Here is a 23,878-nt window from a genome sequence, read left to right as displayed (position 1 = left end):
AGGATAATTTTCAGATCGTTTTGGCATCGTAAACACGCTCCTTAATAGTCTATTGTATTAAAAAAACTACTCAATCTCACGTGTCCACTTTTTATACTAACTCCATAAACGGCTAAAGTAGCGAATAAAATAGCCAAATTGAGAAAAAGCCGAGGTTCAACGCTTTGGCTTTTATAGTAGATAAGAAAAGAGGCCCTGAGCTGCTCAGGGCCTCTACCTATTTATTGATCTTTTCGGTTTAGCTTGCTTTCAAGTTTAGCTAATTGAGATTTCGCAAATTCGCGTCCGCCAATACCAAATGAGATAGCGAATGCGACCATGAGACCACCTAGAATTAATAGGAAGCCAATATTAACGATGGTTTTCGCGAACTGTAATTGATCTAGTGTCATGAATACGGCAAAAACCATAACCACGTATTTTACGATTTGTGCTGAGAATGGACTGTTTGTGTATTTCGTAATCCAGTTGCTTAATAGATTAGCAAGGAATAGTCCACCACCTAGAATTAATAGAGCACTTAATAAGAATGGCAGGTAACCAATTAGTGCATCACCAATGGTGTTCAGAACCTCTAGTTCTAGAACGTTTAGTGCTTCTACTGTAAAGAACAGAACAATTAACGCTTTAACAACTGTTCCTAGTAATTGAGCTAGATCAACGTTTGGTTTGTTTTCACTGTTTAGTCCAAATGATTCATAGATGTTATTGATACCAGTTCCTTGTAGTAAGCTAGTTAATAGGTTGCCTAGTAGTTTTGCTAGATAGTAACCAACGATTAGTAGAATAATCGCAACAAAGATATTTGGAATCATAGATAGAACGTCGTTTAATACAGCTTGAATTGGCTCTGAAATCGTTTGGATTTCTAGCGCTTCAAGTGCGATTGTGATAATTGGAATTAAAATGATAATATAGATGATATTAGCTAGAACGTTTGATAGAGTCGTTTGAACCTCTGCTCCACCAGAGTTTTTAGGGCTAATTTTGTTAAACCAATCATCTAAATTTAAGCTTCTGAAGAATTTCTCGAAAAGTTCTTTGATGAGTTTAGCAATGAAGATTCCGATAACTAATATGATGGCTGCGGCAATGAGGTTAGGGATAAATCCAAGAAGTTTGTCCATCATATTGGAAATAGGTTCGGAGACTGAGCTCATGTTAAGAGCGTCCAATATAGCGGGTAAAAATAAAATGAATACTAGAAAATAAATGACTTTACCAGCACTATCTAGTAAGCTTTTTCCGTGATTTTCGTCTCTGACCATTGGTGTTTTACCTAATCCTTTGTGTAAACCCATTTTGACGAAAAGTTTTTGTACAATATTTTTGGCTACAACTGCGACGATCCAAGCTAATAATAAAAGTAGTAATGCAGCAATCACATTAGGAATGGCTTGGATTAAATCGCTAAGCATGCTTTGAAACGATGATGTTAAATCGTTCATGCAATCCTCTCCTTTATGTTTTTTATATTGCGATATATTTTTTATATAACCTAAAGTCATATTGTTAAACATTTTGATGAAAAGTAGGTGAAATTGTTTTGAAACAAGTCAATTTTTATACCAAACCAAATTGCAAACTGTGTGATGAAATTAAAGAGATGCTTGAAACCTATAAGCTCATGTATGAATTTGAGATTGTCGAACAAAATATTGAGCAGGATGATCAGTTATTAAATAAGTATTTTTTAACGATTCCAGTTGTTAAAGTGAATAATCAAGAACTTGATGTATCGGAGCTAAATGCGGGCTCGTTAGATGATTTGTTGAAGGAAAACTTAACAGAATAAAATGTTTGCAAGCTAGATGGTGTTTTGCTATTCTGTTGTTAGAATATTTTTTTGCCCTACGCGGGACAAAAAATGACTACCTAAAGGACAAAAAATGACCAAGAGGGCAGGTGATGGGATCTGAATAAACTTTATCAGTTTCAAAAAATGCTTATTCCGGACTTGTTAACCGTGATTGATCAGCGTTATCAGATCTTAAAGATGATTCATCTGCATGAACCAATTGGTCGCAGAGCATTAGCTGATCAGTTAAATAAAACGGAAAGGCAAATGCGTAGCGAAATTGAGCTTCTCGATGAGCAAGGGCTTGTTGAGATTACGAGTAAAGGAATGTGGGTGAGTGACCATGGCAGGTCCATCGTTGAAACTTACCCAGACATTATGCGTGAAATCTCAGATCTTGAAAACTTAGAAGCTCAACTGTTAAAAGTTCTACCAGTTGAAAAGGTGAAAATCGTACCTGGAAATGCGGATCAAAACAAAGACGTTAAAGAATTACTTGGTCAGGCTGCAGCGGACGAATTGCAGCAAAGGCTGAGTGACGATTCCATTGTAACCGTAACAGGTGGATCGACGATGGCTGCGGTTGCAGAGAGTCTAAACCCAATTGACCAGGTTCGGCCATTATTTGTTCCAGCACGAGGTGGCCTTGGCGATATGCATGAATACCAGGCCAGTTCTATCTGTGTTCAAATGGCTAAGCGAATGAATGGTAGTTATCGCTTACTTTATGTCCCAGATACAGTGGGCAAAGATATTTATTCAAAAATGATCGAGGAGCCAGCTGTTAAAGATGTGATGTCTCTAATTCAAAGGGCCGATATCGTCATCCACGGAATTGGGGATGCGTTAAAGATGGCTCATCGCCGTCAAGCCGATTCTTCTCAGGTGAATTTATTAAAAGAAAATTCCGCTGTAGGGGAAGCTTTTGGTTATTACTTTGACCAAAACGGGAAAACTATACACCAGTTAAACTCTATCGGTATGACAAAAGACCATTTGACAGATGATAAGACCGTTATGACGGTAGCGGGTGGAGCAAGTAAGAGTGAAGCAATTTCAGCCTTTTTTAAATGGGGTTCAACAGATGTGTTAATTATAGATGAAGCAATTGCTCGAGATTTATTGACACATTCATGATTATATATTTTATAGGAGGTTTTTATAGTGGCAGTAAAAGTAGGTATTAATGGTTTTGGACGTATTGGACGTCGTGTGTTCCGTGCAGCACTTACAAATGATGAGGTAGAAGTAGTAGCAGTTAATGACTTAACAGATGCGAACATGCTAGCTCACTTATTAAAATATGACACCGTTCATGGTGAACTAGATGTTGACATCGAAGCAAAAGAAGATGCCATTCTAGTTGATGGAAAAGAGGTTAAAGTTCTTTCTGAACGCGACCCAGCAAACCTTCCATGGGGTGATTTCGGGGTAGAGATTGTGATTGAATCTACTGGTCTATTCCGTAGCCGTGAAGATGCTCAAAAACACATTGATGCTGGTGCGAAGAAAGTCATCATCTCAGCCCCTGCTAAAGATGAAGATTTAACAGTTGTTATGGGTGTTAATGATGACAAGTATGACAAGGATAGTCATCATATCGTATCTAACGCATCATGTACGACAAACTGCTTAGCACCTGTTGCAAAAGTGTTAAGCGACAAGTTCGGTCTTAAGCGTGGAATCATGACAACAGTACACTCTTATACAAATGACCAACAAATTTTAGACTTACCACATAAAGATTATCGCCGTGCGCGTGCTGCAGCTGAAAACATTATCCCAACAACAACTGGAGCAGCTGAAGCAGTTGCAAAAGTACTTCCAGAAGTAAACGGTAAATTAACAGGTATGGCAATGCGTGTTCCAACTCCGAACGTGTCAATTGTTGACTTAGTTGCAGAGTTAGATAAAAATGTATCAGTAGAAGAGCTAAATGCAGCGCTTAAAGAATCAGCTGAAAATGAATTAAAAGGAATTTTAGACTATACAGATCTACCACTAGTATCAAGCGACTATAATGGTAGCCCATTCTCTTCAATCGTTGATGGTGATTCAACACTAGTTATTGAAGACAACATGGTTAAAGTCGTATCTTGGTATGACAACGAATCAGGTTACTCAACTCGTTGTGTAGACTTAGCGGCTTACATGGCAAAACAAGGTCTGTAAGTTTTTCGAATGAATGGTTGAATATTGGTAAAATATAGGGAGGGACATTGACTTGTTCCTCCCTATTTTCTAGAATTTTTGTCGAAACAAGAGGTAAGTTTTGCTATATTAGTTACATAAAGAACTTTTTGGAGGTTTTGACATGCGCAAAATGACGGTAAAAGATGTGGATTTAAAAGGTAAGCGAGTATTGTGCCGTGTAGATTTTAATGTGCCTTTATCAAAAGGAGACATTTCAGATGATACACGTATTCGTGCGGCTTTGCCCACGATTCAATATTTAGTTGACCAAGGGGCACGTGTGGTTCTAATGAGTCACTTAGGTCGTCCAGGCGGGGAAGTCGTAGATGATCTACGTTTAGATCCGGTTGCTCAACACTTGAGTAATTTACTTGAACAACCTGTTCTTAAAGCAGACGAAGTTTACAGCCAGGAAGTCGTAAATGAAGTGAATAGTTTGGATAACGGACAAGTTTTATTATTAGAAAACGTTCGCTTCCATCCAGGTGAGAAGAAGAATGACGAAGAACTCTCCAAGCAGCTAGCGTCATTAGGTGACGTTTATGTGAACGATGCATTTGGTGCGGCTCACCGTGCTCATGCGTCAACAGAAGGGGTAGCCCATCACTTACCAGCTGTGTCTGGCTTTTTACTTGAAAAAGAAATTAAAGTACTAGGACAAGCGCTTGAAAATCCTGAGAGACCGTTCACAGCGATTATTGGTGGAGCGAAGGTTAAAGATAAAATCGGTGTCATCGATCATTTATTAGATAAAGTCGACCACTTACTAATCGGCGGTGGATTGTCTTATACATTCATAAAAGCGTTAGGACACGAAATCGGTAATTCTTTATTAGAAGAGGATAAAATTGACCTTGCTAAAGAATTTATACAAAAGGCGAAAGACCAAGGTGTTTCATTACATTTACCAGTAGATGCGATAGTTGCGGATGAATTTTCAAAAGATGCCAACACAAAAGTCGTCCCAATAGAAGAAATCCCAGCTGACTGGGAAGCATTAGATGTTGGACCAAAGACAGTCGATAAATTTAGCGACATCATTAAAGATTCTAAATTAGTGATTTGGAACGGACCGATGGGGGTATTTGAATACGAAGCATTTGCGAACGGAACTAAAGGTGTCGCTGATGCATTAGCAGAAACTGAAGGATATACCGTAATTGGTGGAGGCGACTCTGCTTCAGCTGTTGAGAAATTTGGTTATGCTGAACAAATGGATCACATTTCAACAGGTGGCGGAGCTTCACTTGAATTTATGGAAGGTAAAGTACTTCCGGGATTAGCAGCATTAAACGAAAAGTAATTTTAAAACAGAGGTGAAAACATGAGAAAACCAATCATTGCAGGTAACTGGAAAATGAACAAGCTCGTTGCTGAAGGTGCGCGATTTGTTGTTGATATTCGCGAGAAAGTTCCAACGAATGAAGACGTTGACACAGTTGTTTGTGCACCGTTTGTTCATATCCCATTTTTATCAGAAGCGGCTAGAGACTATCACGTTAAAATTGGCGCACAGAACATGCACTACGAAGAAAGTGGCGCTTTTACAGGTGAAGTTAGTCCTAGCATGCTAGAAGATCTACTCGTTGATTACGTGGTGATCGGCCACTCAGAACGCCGTCAGTATTTTAACGAAACAGATGAGTCTGTTAACAAAAAGACATTAGCAGCTTTTGAACATAACCTACTTCCGATAGTTTGTGTGGGTGAATCGTTAGAGCAGCGTGAAAACAATGAAACGATGAGCTTTGTGGAAGGCCAGGTTCGTCAGGCGCTAGATGGTTTATCTGATGAACAAGCTAAACAAGTCGTTATTGCCTATGAACCAATTTGGGCTATTGGTACAGGAAAAACGGCGACGACCGACCAAGCCAATGAAGTATGCGCTCACATCCGCCAAGTAGTTAAAGACCAATTCTCAGGAGAAGTCGCTGAGGAAGTTCGCATTCAATACGGTGGAAGTGTGAAGCCAGAAAACATTGAAGAACTTCTTGGTCAGTCAGATATTGATGGGGCTCTAGTAGGTGGCGCAAGCTTAAAAGAAGATTCATTCTTAAAATTAGTGGAGGCTGGTCAGAATGCCAGATAACAAACTTGCAGCTTTGATCATCTTAGATGGTTTTGCGTTTCGTGAAGAAGACCACGGAAATGCAGTTAAACTAGCGAGTACTCCTAATTTTGACCGTTATTGGAATGACTATCCTCACTCGACTTTAAAAGCTTTTGGTGAAGCAGTAGGACTTCCAGAAGGTCAAATGGGTAACTCGGAAGTTGGCCACTTAAACATTGGTGCAGGCCGCATTGTTTATCAAAACTTAACACGTATTAATTTATCGATTAAGGACCGCGAATTTCATCATAATGAGGCCTTTGTTAAGGCATCTAGTCATGCGAAAACAAATGACGGTGCCCTCCATATTTTTGGATTGTTATCTGATGGTGGGGTGCATAGTCATATTGAGCATATATTTGCCTTACTTGAAATGGCAAAAGAGCAGAAAGTTGAAGACGTCTATGTTCACGCATTTTTAGATGGACGCGATGTGGGACCAAAAACAGCGGTTACTTACTTAGAAGACTTACAAGCGAAAATGGATGCATTAGGTATCGGCAAGCTTGCAACTGTGTCTGGCCGTTATTATGCTATGGACCGTGACAACCGCTGGGAACGTGTAGAGAAAGCGTTCCTTGCAATACGTCAAGGTAAAGGGCCGACCTCACAAAATGCGATTCAATCCGTTAAAGACTCCTATGAACAAGATGTGGTCGATGAATTTGTTGAGCCATTCGTGATGGTTGATGAAGCAGAGGAGCCTGTAGGTACGGTACAAGACGGAGACGCGATTATTTTTGCGAACTTTAGACCTGACCGTGCGATGCAGCTAACGGATGTATTTTCGAATAATCGATTAGATGTTTTTGAAGAGACTTACGAACCTTTAAATAACCTAGAAATGGTCACGTTGACTCAATATAGTGAGGACTTAGACGTTCATATAGCTTACCCACCAAATATGCCGAAAAATACAATCGGTGAAGTTGTGGCGAACGAAGGGCTTACTCAGCTTCGCATTGCTGAGACAGAGAAGTATCCTCATGTGACTTATTTTATGAGTGGTGGACTTGATCAAAAGTTTCAAGGTGAAAAGCGCATTTTAATTGACTCACCGAAAGTCGCAACATATGACTTAAAGCCAGAAATGAGTGCGTATGAAGTCACAGATGCGTTATTAGAGACGTTAGATACAGAACCAACTAATTTAATTATCTTAAATTTTGCCAACCCAGATATGGTTGGACATTCAGGAAAAGTCGAACCAACTGTTAAAGCAGTTGAAGCGGTTGATGAATGTCTAGGAAAAGTGGTTGATAAAATAGTTGAACTAGGCGGTCATGCAATTATTACAGCAGACCATGGGAATGCCGATCAAGTTTTAAATGAAGATGGCAGCCCAATGACGGCTCATACTACTAACCCTGTTCCAGTTATTGTGACGAAAAAAGACTTAGAGCTTCGTGACGGAGGAATTTTAGGCGACCTATCGCCAACATTATTAGATTTATTGGAGATTAAGAAGCCAGACGAAATGACAGGCCAATCGTTAATTAAATAACTAACCGATATTTAGGCGAGACTGACCGATAAAATCGAAAAACCGACCGATATTTTCGGAAAAGTAACTGATAAAGTTGAAAAACCGACCGATATTTTTAAAAAAGTGACCGATTAAGCCGGAAAAGTGACTGATAACTTCAAGAAAAGGGCCGAAAATTTCATAACAGGTACTATAATCAATTTGATTTTCTATAAAAACGAACAAAGGAGAGTTCAATCATGCCATTTATTGTTGATGTTTATGCAAGAGAAGTACTAGATTCAAGAGGTAACCCAACCGTTGAAGTAGAAGTTCAGACTGAATCAGGCGCATTTGGTTCTGCGCTTGTTCCAAGTGGCGCTTCTACAGGTGAATATGAAGCCGTCGAATTACGCGATGGTGACAAAAACCGTTACTTAGGAAAAGGTGTCGAGGAAGCGGTTAAGAATGTGAATGACATTATCGCGCCTGAGTTAGTTGGCTACAGTGTAACAGACCAAGTTTTAGTAGATCAGCTATTAATCGAATTAGATGGCACTGAAAACAAAGCTAAATTAGGTGCTAATGCCATCTTAGGTGTATCAATGGCAACGGCTCATGCTGCAGCTGACTATTTAGGTCTTCCACTTTACCAGTATTTAGGTGGGTTTAACGCAACAACACTTCCGGCACCGATGATGAACATCCTAAATGGCGGTGAGCATGCGGATAATAACGTTGATATTCAGGAGTTTATGATTATGCCTGTTGGTGCGCCGACATTTAAACAAGCTCTTCGCCAAGGTGCAGAAATTTTCCATGCGCTGAAAAAAGTCCTTAAAGACAAAGGTTACAACACAGCAGTAGGTGATGAAGGTGGTTTCGCACCTAACTTAAAATCAAATGAAGAAGCGTTAGAAACAATCGTTGAAGCGATTAAAGCAGCTGGATACAAGCCAGGTGAAGAAGTCAAATTAGCGATGGACGTTGCGGCTTCTGAAATTTATGATAACGGAAAATACAACCTTAAAGGTGAAGGCGTCACTCGTACGGCTGAAGAAATGGTGGACTGGTACGAAGAGATGGTCAATAAGTTCCCGATTGTATCTATTGAAGATGGTTTAGATGAAAATGACTGGGATGGATTTAAGCTATTAACAGACCGTATTGGCGATCGTGTTCAGCTCGTTGGTGATGATTTATTCGTAACTAACACGAAAAAGCTTTATGAAGGGATTGAAAAAGGAATCGGTAATTCAATCCTAGTTAAAGTGAATCAAATTGGTACGTTAACTGAAACATTCCAAGCAATCGAAATGGCTAAAAAAGCTGGTTACACAGCTGTCATCTCACACCGATCAGGTGAAACTGAAGATGCAACAATTGCAGATATTTCGGTTGCAACAAACGCTGGTCAAATTAAAACAGGTGCACCATCTAGAACAGATCGTGTGGCGAAATACAACCAGCTTTTAAGAATTGAAGATTACTTAGGTACAGCAGCAACTTATGCAGGTAAAACCGCATTTTATAACTTGAGATAATCTAATGTGAATGGGGCTTCCCAACGCATGGGTTGGGAAGCCTTATTTTATTTTTATGCATTTTATTAAAGGTAATTTTTTACTAGATAACCATCAGAAAAACCCTATCATGACAGGCATTTGAACTATAACTTTTTTATTAGTAAGCGATTTCAAATTTGTGATAAATTGGACAAAAGCTTCATATTTATATAGTATTACTATTGGGAAAAAGGGAGGTTATAAAATATGGCGAAAAATCTAACAAAATACATTATTATCTCACTCATACTTGGTATAGTTATTGGGTTAGGTATGAACCTGTTTACTCCTGATTTATTCGGAACAGTAGACAAATACGTTTTTGCACCATTAGGGGATATTTTCTTACGTCTAATTCAAATGATGGTAGTTCCAATTGTCTTCATTTCTATTGTTTTAGGTACAGCTAATATTGGTGACCCTAAAAAGCTAGGACGAATCGGTGGTAAAACGATTGGATTCTTCTTATTATCAACTGCGGTAGCGATTTCAATCGCGATGGCCCTAGCGTTTATCGTAAAACCAGGAGAACCTGGATTATTAGACAAATCAGCTGAAGGATTTGAAAGTGAAGAAGCGCCATCAGTTGTAGATACGTTAGTTAATATTATTCCTACCAACCCTATTGATGCGATGACATCGGGCGAAATGTTGCAAATTATATTCTTTGCTATTTTCATAGGTTTTGGACTGACGATGTTAGCGAAAAAGACAGATAAAATTTATCATTTATTTGAACAAGCAAATGAACTGGTCATGTATCTAATTATGATTGTGATGTACACAGCTCCATTCGGTGCATTTGGTCTTATTGCTTCAGCAGTTGGTGGAGCGGGAATGGATGCCATAGCATCGATGGCAGCTTACTTCTTTGTAGTGCTTGCAGCATTATTCATTCACGCGATTATTACTTACGGTTCGGTGATCAAGTTTGTAGCGAAGAAGAGCCCTTGGTGGTTCTTTAAAAACTTCTCACCAGCGATGAGTGTTGCATTTGGTACAGCAAGTAGTGGTGCGACATTACCAGTTAGTATGAAAACGGCACAAGAACGTTTAGGTGTTCGTAAATCGGTCAGTAGTTTCGTTCAGCCACTTGGTGCAACGATTAACATGGATGGAACCGCTATTATGCAAGGTGTTGCGACTGTTTTCATCGCACAAGTGTATGCTGTTGATTTAAGCTTCACGCAAATTTTGACAGTACTAATGATAGCCATTTTAGCGTCAATTGGTACAGCCGGTGTTCCAGGTGTAGGGCTTATTATGCTTGCGATGGTATTAGAGCAAGTCGGACTACCAGTTGAAGCGATTGGTTTAATCCTAGGTGTTGACCGCTTACTAGATATGACACGTACAGCAGTTAACATCACAGGTGATGCTACATGTGCATTATTTATCTCTGAGACAGAAAAAGATCTTGAAGAGAAAGATCCTTCAATTCGTGACTAATTTGAAGTTAAAACACCAGCTGAACTGGCTGGTGTTTTTATTTTGCTTTCGTTTCATTTAATTAAATTCAAATTCACCTTGCGAATTGTCTTACTATTATGCTACATTTATATTAGGAATTGTCCGTATGAACTAGGAGGTCAATAGAATGTATACATTTTTAGTTACGCTTTTATTCATTGCTACAGTTGGACTTATCGTTGTTGTCTTACTTCAATCAGGTAAAAGTGCCGGACTATCTGGAGCGATTTCAGGTGGTGCTGAGCAATTATTCGGTAAACAAAAAGCACGTGGGATCGATGGTGTGCTTCACCGACTAACGATTATTTTCGGTGTCGCATTCATGGTGATTACGTTCTTGTTAGGTTATATTCTTCAATAAATGATTAATCCTAAAACAGTAAGTGACATACTTACTGTTTTTTTAATGTTTTTATTTGTTGTTAATTTTTACCACATAATAATTTCCATGAAAAATTTTCATTCTATGATTAGCCCATAGTTAAATAGGGAAACTAATATACAAATACGGAAGGTGATTTAGATGCAAATCAAACAACCAGAGCCATTTACATTCGAAGCAGACAATTCTAAAAGGGCAGTCTTATTACTACACGGTTTCACAGGTCATTCTGCAGATGTTAGGATGCTTGGCCGTTACTTAGAAAAAAAAGGCTACAGCTCTCATGCACCAATTTATAAAGGGCATGGCAAGCCACCAGAGGAACTCGTCAAATCTACAGCTAAAGATTGGTGGCAGGATGCGGTTGATGGCTATGAGCACTTAAAAAATCGAGGATATGATGAAATCGCCGTAGCAGGTTTATCGCTTGGAGGCGTGCTATCACTGCGTCTCGCATACAATAAGCCTGTGAAAGGCGTTATACCGATTTGTTCACCAGTCTTTTTTGATAATGTTGAACAATTGACGCAAGGTTTTCGTCAATTTGCGAAAGAATATAAACAGCTTGAGAAAAAAGACGACGATAATATTAAAAAAGAAGTCGACGATTTAATTGAGGACTCAGATGAAACATTTCAATCATTAAGTAAATTGATTGAAGAAGTACATGATGAAATTGATACCATTTATGCGCCGACACTGGTCTTACAAGCAGAAGAAGATAAAATGATTAATAAAGATAGTGCGCAGTATATTTATGATAATGTTGAAGCCGATAAGAAAGATATAAAGTGGTATGAAGGTGCACCACATGTCATTACATTAAGTGACTACAAGGATCAGGTGCATGAGGATGTTTATCAGTTTTTAGAAAAACTAGACTGGTCTGAATAAACGAAATGAGGTGACAGATGTGGAAAATTTAAAGCAACGTCTAAAGCAATTTTTTGAAGAAGAAGCGACCAGACCAATGAGTGTGTCAGACTTACAAGAGGAATTTGATATTCAAGAGAGTGATGAGCTTCAAGAACTCATGAAAAGTTTAAATGAACTTGAAAGTGAAGGGGAGCTTGTACGTAATCGTAAAAATCGCTACGGGCTACCAGAGAAGATGAACTTAATTAAAGGGCGAATCCAAATGCATGCAAAAGGATTTGCGTTTCTAATCCCAGATGATGAAGATCAGGCAGATATTTATATTCACCAGTCCGATCTAATGACAGCGATGAATGGTGATACTGTACTAGCACGTATTGAAACACCTTCTGAAACAGGAAACCGTGCAGAAGGGACTGTCGTTAGAATCGTTGAGCGTAATAATGCTCCGATTGTAGGGACATATCAAGACAATGGCCGTTTCGGTTTTGTCATTGCGGATGATAAACGTATACCAAATGATATATTTATCCGTGAAGGTCATTCAGGCGGTGCCGTTGATGGACATAAAGTGATTGTGAAAATTACAGAGTATCCTGAAGGGCGCAAGAGTGCTGAAGGTGAAGTCATTAATATATTAGGTCATAAAAATGACCCAGGAATAGAAATTCTATCGATTATTCATAAGCACGGAATTAAAGCGGAATTTGATGAAGAAACCATTAAGCATGCCAATGAAGTGCCAGACCAAATATCTGAAAGCGAAATAGAAAATCGCAGAGACTTACGAAATGAACAGATTGTAACGATTGATGGCGCTGATGCAAAAGACTTAGATGATGCCGTTCGTGTTAAAAAGCTTGATAACGGAAACTATTTATTAGGCGTTTACATTGCCGATGTTTCTTATTATGTTAAAGAAGGGTCTCCAATCGATAAAGAAGCATTCGAAAGAGGGACAAGTACTTACTTAACAGATCGAGTAGTTCCAATGATTCCACACCGCTTATCAAATGGAATTTGTTCACTCAATCCACAAGTAGACAGGCTCACATTGAGCTGTGAGATGGAGATTGACTCAAGTGGTGACATCGTCAGTCATGAAATTTTCCAAGCGGTTATTAACACAACTGAGCGCATGACCTATGTTGACGTCAATGGCATTTTAGATGGCGATGAAGAACTAAACAAACGTTATGAACCTTTAGTTCCAATGTTTAAAGACATGCATGAACTGGCTCACATTTTACGTAAAAAACGTATGGCCAGGGGAGCGATTGACTTTGACTTTAAAGAGGCAGAAGTTTTAGTCGATGAACAAGGTGACCCAATTGACGTCGTCTTGCGCGAACGCGGTGAAGCAGAACGTATTATTGAAGATTTTATGCTTGCTGCAAACGAAACGGTGGCTGAACATTTCCACTGGATGGAAGTACCGTTTATTCACCGAATTCACGAAGACCCAGATGAAGGGAAACTACAAACGTTCTTTGAATTTATCGCAAACCTTGGTTACAGAATTAAAGGTTCGATTGATTCGATTCATCCTAAAGCTTTGCAGGGTGTACTTGAGGAGATTAGAGGAAGCAAAGAGGATCTCATTGTATCAAAACTGATGCTTAGATCCATGCAAAAGGCCCGTTATGCACCAGAGAGTGTCGGACACTTTGGACTTGCAACGAAGTTTTACACACACTTCACGTCCCCAATCAGGCGTTATCCAGATTTGATTGTTCACAGGTTAATTAGAACGTATATCATTGAAGGTAATATCGGAATTGAGACACAAGATCAATGGAAGAGCAAGCTTCCGGATATCGCGAGACATACTTCAGAAATGGAACGTAAATCTGTCGATGCTGAACGTGAAACAGATGATCTTAAGAAGACTCAGTTTATGAGTAATAAAATTGGCGAAGAATTTGATGGTATTATTAGTTCAATTACTAACTTCGGTATGTTCGTTGAGCTGCCGAATACAGTCGAAGGTCTCGTTCATGTAAGTTACCTAACCGATGACTATTACCATTTTGATGATAAACACCAAGTGATGATCGGTGAACGGACTGGTAACATCTTTAGAATCGGTGATGAAGTCAGAGTTCGTGTCGTAAGCACTAATATTGAGGAGCGAGTGATTGACTTCGAAATCGTCGGTATGGAACCTAAAAAAGAAAAAGATGAAAAAGTGATTAAAGCGAAGAAGCTCAATAAGAAACCAAAGAAGAAAAAGAAATAAACTTAACGCCACAGCTGAGTTGCTGTGGCGTTTCCATTTATTTATAAGGAAAAATTCTAATTTATAAGGAATTTTTCGATTTTATGAGGAAATTTCCTAATTTATAAGGAAAAAATTAATTTTATGGGGAAATTTCTAATTTTATAAGGAAATCACACCCATACCCCATGCAGCACCCATGGATCTTGAATTTCAAATGCATCATCGTTAATCAATTTTCTAGATTCATCCGTTAAATCTGTTCGAATTTTGAGTTCCTCATCATGCTGTTGTTGTAAAGTTTTGTGAGCTTCATAAATCGTCTCCCAAGCCCCTGGTTGGTTAAATAAATCATCCCAAAGATAAACCACGTGAGCGTAATTATATTTCTTCTGATCGTGGTATACAATGATGAGGCGATCTTCATCCGGGTTTTTGTAAAACAACCAATTGCTAACCTCGTCATCATTAAATAATTCAGGTGTTGCAGGAAACGGGTAATAAGCCTGATAAGGGAAAATAACATTAGAGTCATTTTCAAATTGAGAAATCCACTTTCGCTTTTCTTCAAGAGACTCTACAGGTGTCCAGATTGGTCCTGGAGTATGATCAAGTCCATCTGAATTGACTAACGTTGATGCGTGCAACGCCTTAATTGGAGGAAGTTGAACTTTTTCTAACACTCTTAGTGCAGAGAAATTATGCCTCTGAGTGTTCGCACCGATCCACTTAATCTCAGGCATTTTCTTCAATTGTTCAATGATAAATTGGATTAACTGAGTGGCATAACCTTTGCCAGTATAACGAAGATCACTTCTTAAACGGCCCAGCATGGCATAATGTCCTGCGAAAACGGTGTACCCCGCTATGGAAACAAGTTCATTTTCAACAAAAAGTCCGAACACTTGATGCTCTTTATGGTTAATCAATCGATCAAAAATACGGATAATATAATCATTTTCTATACCTGTCTGCATTTGTTTATATAAATCTAAATCATTCATCGTTAACGGTCTGATTTGAATGGTGTCAATCACGGTGCATCCCCCTAACTTTACATTTCCTAATTACTAATAGTGCCATATTCAAATTATCGTTGTCTATTAAAAAGATTAGTTTGAATCACACATTGTTTTTGGTAAAATAACGTTATGCAGTGAGGAGGAAGACAAATGGCGAAAAAAAGGTCAGATGCCATTGCAACAAACCGAAAAGCGAGACATGATTTCTTTATTGAAGAAACGTATGAAGCGGGGATGGTTTTAAAAGGAACCGAAATTAAGTCCATTCGTGCTGGTCGCGTGAACTTAAAAGATGCCTTCGCAAGAATTTCTAAAGGTGAAGCGTATGTTCATAACTTGCATATCTCACCTTATGAGCAAGGTAACCAGTTCAACCATGAACCAACACGTGCGAGAAAACTGTTACTTCATAAAAGTGAAATCAATAAATTGATTGGCAAAACCCAACAAAAAGGCTATTCGCTTGTACCTTTAAAGATTTATATCAAAAACGGTGTTGCCAAGTTGTTAATTGGTTTAGGTAAAGGTAAGAAAAAGTATGATAAACGTGAAGATTTAAAACAAAAAGCTATGAAACGTGATGTCGAACGCGCATTAAAAGACAATTACTAAGCAAGTATTTCCATTTTCAATAACGTTAGAGCGTGTTATAATGAGAATACAAACGCATAAAGACTTATTATATCCGGGGACGTTCCGGATTCGACAGGGATAGGTCGAGCTTAAGTAGCGAGCCGAGGTGACGACTCGTTAAACGTCATTCAGTTAATAATAACTGGCAAACAAAACGATTTCGCTGTAGCTGCGTAAGCAGATTCTACAGGATCCTTCCTGCCATCGCCCGTGTGGCAGATAGAAGGGTCTCAAACTAAGCGGGCTACGCTAAAGGCCACCGTCTGAGGTCTTTAGAAGAGATTAATCAGACTAGCCACTCGGAAGCCTGTCGGTAGGCTGAAGAGTCGGCGAATGATAATATACCGACTACGCTCGTAGAAGCTTAAGTGCCGATATCCTTGGACGTGGGTTCGATTAGGAAATAGTCGCCTTATGTGGTAACACATAAGTGAATAATCCGGCTTAATCGGTGAAACCTAAAGCCTTTTATAAGGTATGGCAACACCGAGCGGTATGTGGAGAGATCCAACAGCCGTGTATCGACTTATAGGCTGCCCTTTGAGGTAGTACTAGGATACGAAATACTACTCTTAAGTGAGTAAATTAAAATTTCGTATAAGACGCCGGGGAACCTGACCATCAGGTTCAAGATATAGTCAGTGCCAATGCGAAAGCTTGGAATTGCACGTCCCACCGTCTCCATACAGAAAAGCACCGAAATAAATTTCGGTGCTTTTTTTGAATTAAAGTATAAATTAAAATTAATTCATGCATATGTTCTAAAAAACTCAATGTCAATTTTAAATATAATGAGCTGTAATCACTAAGTAGTGTTTGCAGTTTTTTTTACTAATGTAAAAATAGAATTGGCGATGGATATATTAAGATTTGAGCAAGATCATAATAAGCCTGTTAAGAAATATTCACAAATGCTAGATTTTAAACAGTCTTTATCACAATTATACTCCAATCAGGAGTTAGCCATTTTTACCAATTGAGTCTCGAGGCGGTCTAAATTTTGTTCATTTGCTTCCACTACAAATTCTCTTACCTTATTGCATTCTGAAGCTGAATCGAAGAGCATGTGCCAGGTGAGTTCAGTTTTTCCGTTTAATTCGGATAAGGTAATGGTCAGGAGAAACTCGTGATTAGGCTCAAGGTGGCGGAGGACAATTCGTTCAGGTTTAACGATTTCTTCAAAGACGCTTTTATTTTCGTAGTCGATTCCATCAGGACTATGCATGATAAAGTGCCATATGCGACCGGGTTGCAAATCGAACTCATAAAACGTGTTCGTAAAATTCTTTGGCCCCCACCAAAGTGCTAAATGCTCTGGGTTGCTGAACGCATTGAATATTTGTTCGCGCGATGTATTAAAAATGCGTGTATTGACAATTACGCGCTTTGAATACTCATCAGATGGGCCATTTTTTGAACCTTTCATGAAAAACACTCCCTCTTTGTAATTTTATTACATTCTTTCTTAGTAAGTATTTTAAATTCCGGATTGTAAATTTACTTTATTGTATCTTTGAATATTCATTTGGTCAAAACTTAGTTTTATATGAATAGTAAGAGTTGAGAGAGCTGGCGCAGGGATACGTTTAATGCTCTTTGCCCCGCGCCATTAATGGTTAAACCACTCTAACCGCTTTTTTCTTAATCATCATGTATACGACATAAATGACGAGAACTCCGGCCATAACCCATGCCGTAAGTGTTATAGAAGGATACTCTCCAGCACGCTTTACCGCTACTCCGATAAAAGCCCATATAAAAACGAGTGGGTAGATTAGATCATTCATTTTGATAGAAAACCAAATAGCTGAAAGAGTTAAGACGATTAGCAATCCGGTTGTCCATTGCATCTCATAGTTGACGTAAAAAGGAACGTTAAATGTTTTAAGTACAATCCCGATGTTAAGTAATGTTGCAATAGACACCCAAGGTAAATAAACAGAAAAGGGAATTTGCCATAATCGTGATAGTGAGGGGTCATCTAGGCGTTTATAAATTATAAAAGTAACACATAACAACGCCATTATAATGAATAAAGATAATATAAAACGTTCATAATGAAATGCGAAAATCCAGCTGATATTAAGTAAGGCATTAATAATAAATAGATACCCAACTTTACCAGCTACTTTTTTGCCGACTGGACTTAACCACGTTGCAATAATCCATAATCCGAGCATGACATAGATTAATCCCCAAATGCTAAATACATATCCCGCTGGTGTTAGCAATACATTAATTTGGTTTGAAATCTCACCAGTTGTTTGTCCATTGATCGGTAATGAAAAAGATAAATAGTTAATAAAAAGCACGAGTGCTAAAGCTAAACCGTTTAAAATAATTAATGCCCTCATCGAACTCCCCCTTTGATCTTGTCCTAACTAGTTTATGCTTCGAATCTGTAACAATATGTTTAATTCATTCCCTAAAAGGTCTCATCATAACCTATAAACGACTGTGGTTAATACCCATGGGTCAACTCATCATTTCATCTCACCTATATGATAAAAGTCTATACAAGCTTCTGAATTAAAACATAAAGTTAAATTAGACAGAGAAGTTAATCTCTGACTTAAGATGAGAGGGGGAGTGATCATGGGCTATAATTATGGAGGAAATTTTGCTTTAATTGTCGTGCTGTTTATTTTGTTAATTATTGTTGGCGCTGCTTGGTACTAAAAATTTAAGCTGTCTGTAACCATTAAGCCCGTTTCATTCAACAGATTCATCTCCATAAGTCGAAAATGAAGGGGGTTAGATCGTGTATAACTGTGGTATTGGGGGATACGGTGGTTATAACGATTTTACGTTATACGTTGTGCTGTTCATCCTTTTAATTATTGTAGGAGCAACTTTCTACTGCTAAAAAAATAAGCCTTATCAACTCAGGGTTGGTAAGGCTTTTGTATAGAAAAAGAATTGAAAACTGTGCGTTCGCCTTATCAATGATATTTATTAGACATATATTGTTATTGAAAATGCAAAAAAGGAGGAAATGCTCATGTCAGGAGGACACGGTTACGGCAATGGCTTTGCGTTAGTTGTCGTATTATTTATCTTATTAATTATCGTAGGTGCTGCTTGGTACTAAGATGAGGATTTAAAGGCTGCGGGGTTCCGCGGCCTTTTTTTATGTTAAAATAATAGTAAGAAAATTTAGAATATGGAGGTTTAATATGGTTCAAAACTTCTATACGGATGATGCAGTTTTGCGACGAATTTTGAAAAATAATTTAGATCCTCATTTTTTTGAATTTGCTGACAGGCAATTATCGCAATTTGGTGAAAGAGTAGCTGGCGAGATTGACGAACGTGCGAGGCATACTGATCGAGATGGGCAGCCTAAGTTAATCAAATACGACAAGATGGGCGAGGACATTTCAAAAGTGCAGGTAAACGAAGGTTATTTAAAAACGGTTCAAGAAACGTATGAAACTGGAATAGTTGGATATCCGCATAAGGTGATTCCGGAGCTGAACGAAAAAGGGAATTATATGTTCTCTTATGCACAAGGATATTTACTTTCTCAAAGTGAGCCTGGATTTTACTGCCCTGTTACGTTAACCATGGCAACGGCGTATTTAATAGATCACTATGCAAATGCTGAGTTACGTGCGCAGTTTTTACCCCATGTCATTTCAACTGGAGAAGTTGAGTTGTACGAAGGGGCAACATTTTTAACGGAAAGACAAGGCGGGTCGGATGTTGGAGCTAATGAAGTCAAGGCCGTTCAAGATGGTGAGAATTACAGATTATACGGAGAAAAGTACTTCGCGAGTAATGCTGGCATGTGCGGCGTTGCGATGGTGCTTGCGCGAATGGAAGGTGCACCAGAAGGGACTAAGGGATTAAGCTTATTTTTAGTTCCTTGGGAAGAAAATAGGTTAAATCAAAAACTTAGCATTCGCAGGTTAAAAGATAAGCTTGGAGTAAGGGCAGTCCCATCAGCTGAAGTGGAATTTGAAGGAGCTATGGCTTATTTAGTAGGTGATCCAAAACAAGGCTTTAGATATATGATGGAAGCTCTTAATTTGTCTAGAGTCTGTAATACGGTTGCCTCGATTGGAATTATGCGAAGAGCTTATGTGGAAGCGAGGGATTATGCTAAAGATCGTGAAGCGTTTGGTGGTGCTCTTACTCAATATCCAATGGTGCAAGAGACTTTAGTTAATTTAATCACAAAATTAGAAGTTGAAACGTATGCAACGTTTGAAGTTGTGAAAATGTTTGATGACGTAATGGCAAATTCAAATGCTCTAGATGAAGAAAAGGCACTACTTCGTTTGTATATTGCGATTATGAAGAAAGAAACAGCTGAACAGGCAATCGAGTTTTCACATGAAGCAATTGAGATGCACGGTGGTAATGGCTACATAGAGGATTTTGTGCCCCCTAGACTATTAAGGGATGCTCAAGTGCTCACCGTATGGGAAGGAACGACTAATATACTAGGACTTGAAGTGTTAAGGTTATTAGAAAAGTATCAAGTGCACGAAGCTTTTTTAAAAGACTTGAATCAGCGTTTAAGTAGAGTGACCATTAAGGCTAATGACTTAATACAATTAGTTAAGAGGGGAATGGTCGAATTAAAAGAAACAGTTACGAAACTAAGCCAAGCAGATGATCAAGTCAAACTCATGTATCCGAAGAAGCTAGCGAAGAATATGAGTGATTTGTTCGAGGCCGTCGTAGCTCTTGAGCAAATACAAGAAGGTGAGACATTGAACCGGGATTTAGCCATTGCTGAAGTATTCATTCACCAAACGTTTAAATCGAATGACTATCAGGCTGATCCATTAGCCTTAAAACATTTTGATTTGCTCGTAAATCAAGAACACCCTGTGCCTAACTAAAGCACAGGGATGTATTAATTTTTCCGGTAACGGCCAGTTATATAAACACCTATGAATATAAAGATCATACCCGTAATTAAGTTCACCGTAATCGGTTCACCTAGCATTAGGTAGCTTGCAATAATAGCCGTAATAGGAATGATATACGCAACAGTCGCCGCAAATTCCGGCGTTCCATGAATGATCATGTAGTAGAGCAGAATATGAGCAACACCAGACCCAATGGCTCCGAGCGCTAAAACAATCAACGTTGTCTGGACATCAAAAGCTGCGAACTTCGGTAAGTCATGAGTGAAATAGCCGATGATTAAACCGACTAATGAACCGACAAATAAGGATAATGTAATCGTTATGATTAAATCCTCTTTTTGAAGATGCTTCTTTAAATACTGAGATCCAAAAGAGTAGAAGATGGTTGCCAAAACCATTGTCCCAATTCCAATAAAATCACTACCAAAAAGCTGATGAATTTGAAATTCAGTTAAAATAACAATGCCAAAGAATCCGGTTAAGATTCCAAACCATTGCCTTTTCAATAAAATCTTTTTAAAAAACAAATAACCAACCAGTGCAGTAAACAAGGGTGTTAAAGCATTAATAACTGATGTCGTATTACTATTGATGGCTGTTTCACTCCAGGCTAATAGACCCCAAGGAATGCCTGAGTTAATCACTCCAAGAATGATGAGGTGCTTAAATGGAATAGGGGACGTTCTTTTTCGCAATTTAAGTATAAGTAGTGGCAGAAGAAATAAGCTGCCAATTAAGCAGCGTAGAAATACCATCCCCCATGCACCTGTGTCACCTACTGTCATTTTGATTAATATAAAGGTTAATCCCCAGATGATACTTAAGCTTATTAAAGCAACATATACTCGCATGAATCTTCACCTATAGTTAATATATTGGTGTATTTAATAAGGGTGCTTGCCTAATAAGTATCAAATTTTATTAGTTGTAAAAAATAACGTTAAATAAAGATAAGAGATGAGGTTTGAGTTATGTGGGAACTACTTAAAAAGGGTAACACGTCCTCAGGCGTAGCGGCCTTAGGTAATACAGGACTTGCCATAGTCAAATGGTTTGCAGCTTTTATAAGTGGTAGTGGTGCCATGCTAGCAACGGCAATCCATTCGACAGCAGATGCGCTGAACCAAGGAATGGTTTATTTCGGGAGCGCATTAGCTGAAAAAGAGCCAACGAAGCGATTTCCGACTGGATTTAATCGAGTCGTGAACTTATTTGTATTATTAGCTGTTATTGTTGTTTCGATTATGGCTTATGAGACACTGCATAAAGGTTGGGAAATCATCCAGCATCCAAAAGAATCAGGTAATTTCTGGTTGAACTTTACCATATTAATCATTTCAGTTGTTGTTGATGGTGCGGTGTTATGGAAAGTTATGAAAGAAGTAGTGTCAGAGTCTGAAGCTGACACCGCAAAAGATGGTTTTATAAAGAGTGTAATCAAAAATGTCAAGTATTCAGCACCACCAACACGTTTAGTGTTCTATGAAGATATTGTAGCGACGTTAGGAGCGCTCGTTGCGCTAGTGGCAGTTGTGATCGCGGAATTAACAGGTAATTACCTGGTCGATGGGATTGGAACTATTTTAATCGGTCTTTTACTCATTGGAATTGCCATAAAAATTGGTTATGAAAACACGATTGGACTTGTCGGAGTTTCAGCACCTAAACGAGTGAAAAATAAAGTAGCGGAAATCATCATGAAACATCCAAAAGTTGTGGACATTCATAAATTAAGAGTCGTTCAAGAAGGTAGACAATATCATGTTGAAAGCTATTTGGAGTTAGAGAAGGGTATGTCGTTAGCGAATGCAGATGATATTAAATTTGAGGTTGAGGATATGCTTTTAAAAGATAAAGATATTGATGATGCGACACTTGGCGTCATTGAATCGGATGGAAAACAAGACTATCAATTTAAAAATCAAAATAAAAATGAGGGCGAGTAGCCCTCATTTTTAATTGTTTTCAGTTGGTTTGATAAATGTGAATACACAGACTAAAATCCCAAAACCTAAAATCCCTGCAATGATTAACGCCACTGAAAGTCCTTCCTGCATGAAAATCGAAACTAACGGAGGACCAGCAGCTACCCCAATAAAACGAGCAGAACTATAAATGGATGTAATGGTTCCTCGCTCGCCTTTATCGATATTCTCTGTAATCATTGCATCAAGTGTTGGAAGTATCGCTCCAATCGCAAGACCAATAAGACTCGTCAAAAGCAGTAATACACGAACATTATTTTCAAAAAAACCAACAAAAGGTATTAATAACCCCATAAGCAATAATCCGATAATTAATATCATACGCATAATGATTAAATCACCTTTTATGTTCTTACCCGCCATTAATGAGGCAATACATAAAACCAGAAGCGGGATCGCTAATATAATCCCTTTCTTTACCCCGTCGATTCCATGTTGTTTTTCTAATATGTCAGATAAGAAAAATAAAATAGCAAATAGAACGAGCATCGTATAAATTCCTATTCCAAAAACAACATAAAGCCAGTTACCTTCTTGTTTAAATGTTTCCTTTGTGTTTTGTAAAAAAGTTTTGAACTCAGGTGGCTCGTCTTTTTCTTTAGGGACTTTTATAAAAAAGAATACAAAAATCAACGAGATTAAACTAAAAGCTGAAATCGCAAAAAACGGAATATGCCATATAATCGCAGCGAGTGCGGCACCTACGATGGGACTTAAAACTTTTCCAAATGTATTTGAGGTTTCAATAATACCTAAGCAAGAGCTAGCCTTCTCATCGTCGTCTTTATAAAGATCGCCAACGAGCGGTAAAACGATTGGCGCAGCCCCTGCGGCACCAAACCCTTGTAAGACCCTCCCAATTAAGATCCAAATAAATGGATCTTTTGTAAATACAGAAGCTAATCCCGCAACTAATCCCCCTATTAGCGTTAGAAGAAGACTTGGAACAATGACTTTTTTCCTTCCAATTCGGTCAGATAAATATCCCGCAATGGGTATGAGGAAAATAGCTGCAATTGAGTATACGGTAATAATTAAACTCGATTGAAAAGAGCTGATATTTAGTTGTTTTTCAAAAATAGGCAAAACTGGAATAAGCATCGAGTTACCTAAAGTCATTACTAAGGGAATCGATGCCATCGAGATAATACACCACGTGCTAATTGGTTTATTCATCATGTGTCCCTCATTATTAATTTCTTTACTATTTACTTTGCTCATTTCAACATTTTATATAAAAGGGATTAAAAGGAAGTGAGTTTTCGAATAAAACCATGT

Annotated in this window: 23 protein-coding genes and 1 other RNA gene; 18 read left to right on the top strand and 6 right to left on the bottom strand. The window is 38.4% G+C overall.

Features of this window, described 5'->3' with window-relative positions:
* Window positions 1-221: 221 nt before the first annotated feature.
* Complete coding sequence (locus tag ACFSW4_RS13260; protein WP_377329857.1) at window positions 222-1,448, bottom strand: mechanosensitive ion channel; 1,227 nt, start codon at window positions 1,446-1,448, stop codon at window positions 222-224.
* Between the two features lie 98 nt (window positions 1,449-1,546).
* Here ACFSW4_RS13260 and ACFSW4_RS13255 point away from each other — a divergent pair, with 98 nt between their 5' ends.
* The 11 genes from ACFSW4_RS13255 (at window position 1,547) to rnr (ending at window position 14,098) form a co-directional block, all read left to right on the top strand.
* Window positions 1,547-1,795 carry a glutaredoxin family protein gene (locus ACFSW4_RS13255; protein WP_377329856.1) on the top strand — a complete coding sequence of 83 codons (249 nt, stop codon included), beginning with the start codon at window positions 1,547-1,549 and terminating at the stop codon, window positions 1,793-1,795.
* A 171-nt stretch (window positions 1,796-1,966) separates the two neighbouring features.
* Entirely contained in the window at window positions 1,967-2,935 is a 969-nt protein-coding gene (locus tag ACFSW4_RS13250) for a sugar-binding transcriptional regulator (protein WP_377329854.1), read from the top strand.
* Window positions 2,936-2,962: 27 nt separating this feature from the next.
* Window positions 2,963-3,970 carry a type I glyceraldehyde-3-phosphate dehydrogenase gene (gap, locus tag ACFSW4_RS13245; protein ID WP_054754683.1) on the top strand — a complete coding sequence of 336 codons (1,008 nt, stop codon included), beginning with the start codon at window positions 2,963-2,965 and terminating at the stop codon, window positions 3,968-3,970.
* Window positions 3,971-4,112: 142 nt separating this feature from the next.
* Window positions 4,113-5,294 carry a phosphoglycerate kinase gene (locus tag ACFSW4_RS13240; RefSeq protein WP_054754682.1) on the top strand — a complete coding sequence of 394 codons (1,182 nt, stop codon included), beginning with the start codon at window positions 4,113-4,115 and terminating at the stop codon, window positions 5,292-5,294.
* 21 nt (window positions 5,295-5,315) lie between these two features.
* Entirely contained in the window at window positions 5,316-6,080 is a 765-nt protein-coding gene (gene tpiA, locus ACFSW4_RS13235) for a triose-phosphate isomerase (RefSeq protein WP_377329851.1), read from the top strand.
* Window positions 6,070-7,605, top strand: coding sequence for a 2,3-bisphosphoglycerate-independent phosphoglycerate mutase (gpmI, locus tag ACFSW4_RS13230; RefSeq protein WP_377329849.1), 1,536 nt, complete (start codon window positions 6,070-6,072; stop codon window positions 7,603-7,605). The genes tpiA and gpmI overlap by 11 nt, the downstream gene beginning before the upstream one ends.
* Window positions 7,606-7,826: 221 nt before the next feature.
* Window positions 7,827-9,110: a phosphopyruvate hydratase gene (eno, locus tag ACFSW4_RS13225; protein ID WP_377329847.1), complete on the top strand. Its 1,284-nt coding sequence runs from the start codon at window positions 7,827-7,829 to the stop codon at window positions 9,108-9,110.
* A 228-nt stretch (window positions 9,111-9,338) separates the two neighbouring features.
* On the top strand, window positions 9,339-10,580 hold the full coding sequence (locus ACFSW4_RS13220; RefSeq protein ID WP_377329845.1) for a dicarboxylate/amino acid:cation symporter: 1,242 nt from the start codon (window positions 9,339-9,341) through the stop codon (window positions 10,578-10,580).
* 148 nt (window positions 10,581-10,728) lie between these two features.
* Window positions 10,729-10,962 carry a preprotein translocase subunit SecG gene (gene secG / locus ACFSW4_RS13215; protein ID WP_377329843.1) on the top strand — a complete coding sequence of 78 codons (234 nt, stop codon included), beginning with the start codon at window positions 10,729-10,731 and terminating at the stop codon, window positions 10,960-10,962.
* A gap of 162 nt (window positions 10,963-11,124) precedes the next feature.
* The gene (locus ACFSW4_RS13210; RefSeq protein ID WP_377329841.1) at window positions 11,125-11,877 is read left to right on the top strand and encodes an alpha/beta hydrolase; all 753 of its coding nucleotides are present in this window, start codon (window positions 11,125-11,127) and stop codon (window positions 11,875-11,877) included.
* 19 nt (window positions 11,878-11,896) lie between these two features.
* A complete protein-coding gene (gene rnr, locus ACFSW4_RS13205) occupies window positions 11,897-14,098 on the top strand; it encodes a ribonuclease R (RefSeq protein ID WP_377329839.1) in 2,202 nt (733 codons plus the stop codon).
* 152 nt (window positions 14,099-14,250) lie between these two features.
* Here the strand turns inward: rnr and ACFSW4_RS13200 are convergent, their stop codons facing one another.
* Window positions 14,251-15,114, bottom strand: a complete 864-nt coding sequence (locus tag ACFSW4_RS13200) for a GNAT family N-acetyltransferase (protein ID WP_377329837.1) — start codon at window positions 15,112-15,114, stop codon at window positions 14,251-14,253.
* 135 nt (window positions 15,115-15,249) lie between these two features.
* Here ACFSW4_RS13200 and smpB point away from each other — a divergent pair, with 135 nt between their 5' ends.
* Entirely contained in the window at window positions 15,250-15,711 is a 462-nt protein-coding gene (gene smpB, locus ACFSW4_RS13195) for an SsrA-binding protein SmpB (protein WP_377329835.1), read from the top strand.
* 83 nt (window positions 15,712-15,794) lie between these two features.
* Window positions 15,795-16,131: a transfer-messenger RNA gene (gene ssrA / locus ACFSW4_RS13190) on the top strand.
* A 553-nt stretch (window positions 16,132-16,684) separates the two neighbouring features.
* On the opposite strand, the gene ACFSW4_RS13185 is transcribed toward ssrA, so the two are convergent.
* Both ACFSW4_RS13185 and ACFSW4_RS13180 read right to left on the bottom strand, forming a co-directional pair.
* Window positions 16,685-17,158, bottom strand: a complete 474-nt coding sequence (locus tag ACFSW4_RS13185) for an SRPBCC family protein (protein WP_054754677.1) — start codon at window positions 17,156-17,158, stop codon at window positions 16,685-16,687.
* Between the two features lie 190 nt (window positions 17,159-17,348).
* The gene (locus ACFSW4_RS13180; protein ID WP_377329833.1) at window positions 17,349-18,086 is read right to left on the bottom strand and encodes a TspO/MBR family protein; all 738 of its coding nucleotides are present in this window, start codon (window positions 18,084-18,086) and stop codon (window positions 17,349-17,351) included.
* 223 nt (window positions 18,087-18,309) lie between these two features.
* On the opposite strand from ACFSW4_RS13180, the gene ACFSW4_RS13175 reads away from it, so the two are divergent.
* The 4 genes from ACFSW4_RS13175 to ACFSW4_RS13160 all read left to right on the top strand — a co-directional run bounded on the left by ACFSW4_RS13175 (window position 18,310) and on the right by ACFSW4_RS13160 (window position 20,585).
* Window positions 18,310-18,411 (top strand): YjcZ family sporulation protein, encoded by a 102-nt coding sequence (locus ACFSW4_RS13175; protein ID WP_377329831.1) that lies wholly within the window; start codon window positions 18,310-18,312, stop codon window positions 18,409-18,411.
* 82 nt (window positions 18,412-18,493) lie between these two features.
* On the top strand, window positions 18,494-18,598 hold the full coding sequence (locus tag ACFSW4_RS13170; protein ID WP_377329829.1) for a YjcZ family sporulation protein: 105 nt from the start codon (window positions 18,494-18,496) through the stop codon (window positions 18,596-18,598).
* 135 nt (window positions 18,599-18,733) lie between these two features.
* Window positions 18,734-18,823, top strand: coding sequence for a YjcZ family sporulation protein (locus ACFSW4_RS13165; protein WP_279401898.1), 90 nt, complete (start codon window positions 18,734-18,736; stop codon window positions 18,821-18,823).
* Between the two features lie 85 nt (window positions 18,824-18,908).
* Complete coding sequence (locus ACFSW4_RS13160) at window positions 18,909-20,585, top strand: acyl-CoA dehydrogenase family protein (protein ID WP_377329827.1); 1,677 nt, start codon at window positions 18,909-18,911, stop codon at window positions 20,583-20,585.
* Window positions 20,586-20,599: 14 nt separating this feature from the next.
* Here ACFSW4_RS13160 and ACFSW4_RS13155 read toward each other — a convergent pair whose 3' ends face one another.
* On the bottom strand, window positions 20,600-21,466 hold the full coding sequence (locus ACFSW4_RS13155) for a DMT family transporter (RefSeq protein WP_377329825.1): 867 nt from the start codon (window positions 21,464-21,466) through the stop codon (window positions 20,600-20,602).
* Window positions 21,467-21,586: 120 nt separating this feature from the next.
* Between ACFSW4_RS13155 and ACFSW4_RS13150 the strand changes: the two genes are divergently transcribed.
* Window positions 21,587-22,561: a cation diffusion facilitator family transporter gene (locus ACFSW4_RS13150; RefSeq protein ID WP_377329823.1), complete on the top strand. Its 975-nt coding sequence runs from the start codon at window positions 21,587-21,589 to the stop codon at window positions 22,559-22,561.
* Window positions 22,562-22,570: 9 nt separating this feature from the next.
* Here ACFSW4_RS13150 and ACFSW4_RS13145 read toward each other — a convergent pair whose 3' ends face one another.
* Window positions 22,571-23,776 carry an MFS transporter gene (locus ACFSW4_RS13145; protein ID WP_377329821.1) on the bottom strand — a complete coding sequence of 402 codons (1,206 nt, stop codon included), beginning with the start codon at window positions 23,774-23,776 and terminating at the stop codon, window positions 22,571-22,573.
* Window positions 23,777-23,878: the final 102 nt, after the last annotated feature.

The sequence above is a fragment of the Piscibacillus salipiscarius genome (assembly GCF_042685285.1).
GTDB lineage: Bacteria > Bacillota > Bacilli > Bacillales > Alkalibacillaceae > Piscibacillus > Piscibacillus salipiscarius.
Note: the sequence above shows the minus strand (reverse complement) of the source record. Positions and strands in the feature narration are given on the sequence as shown.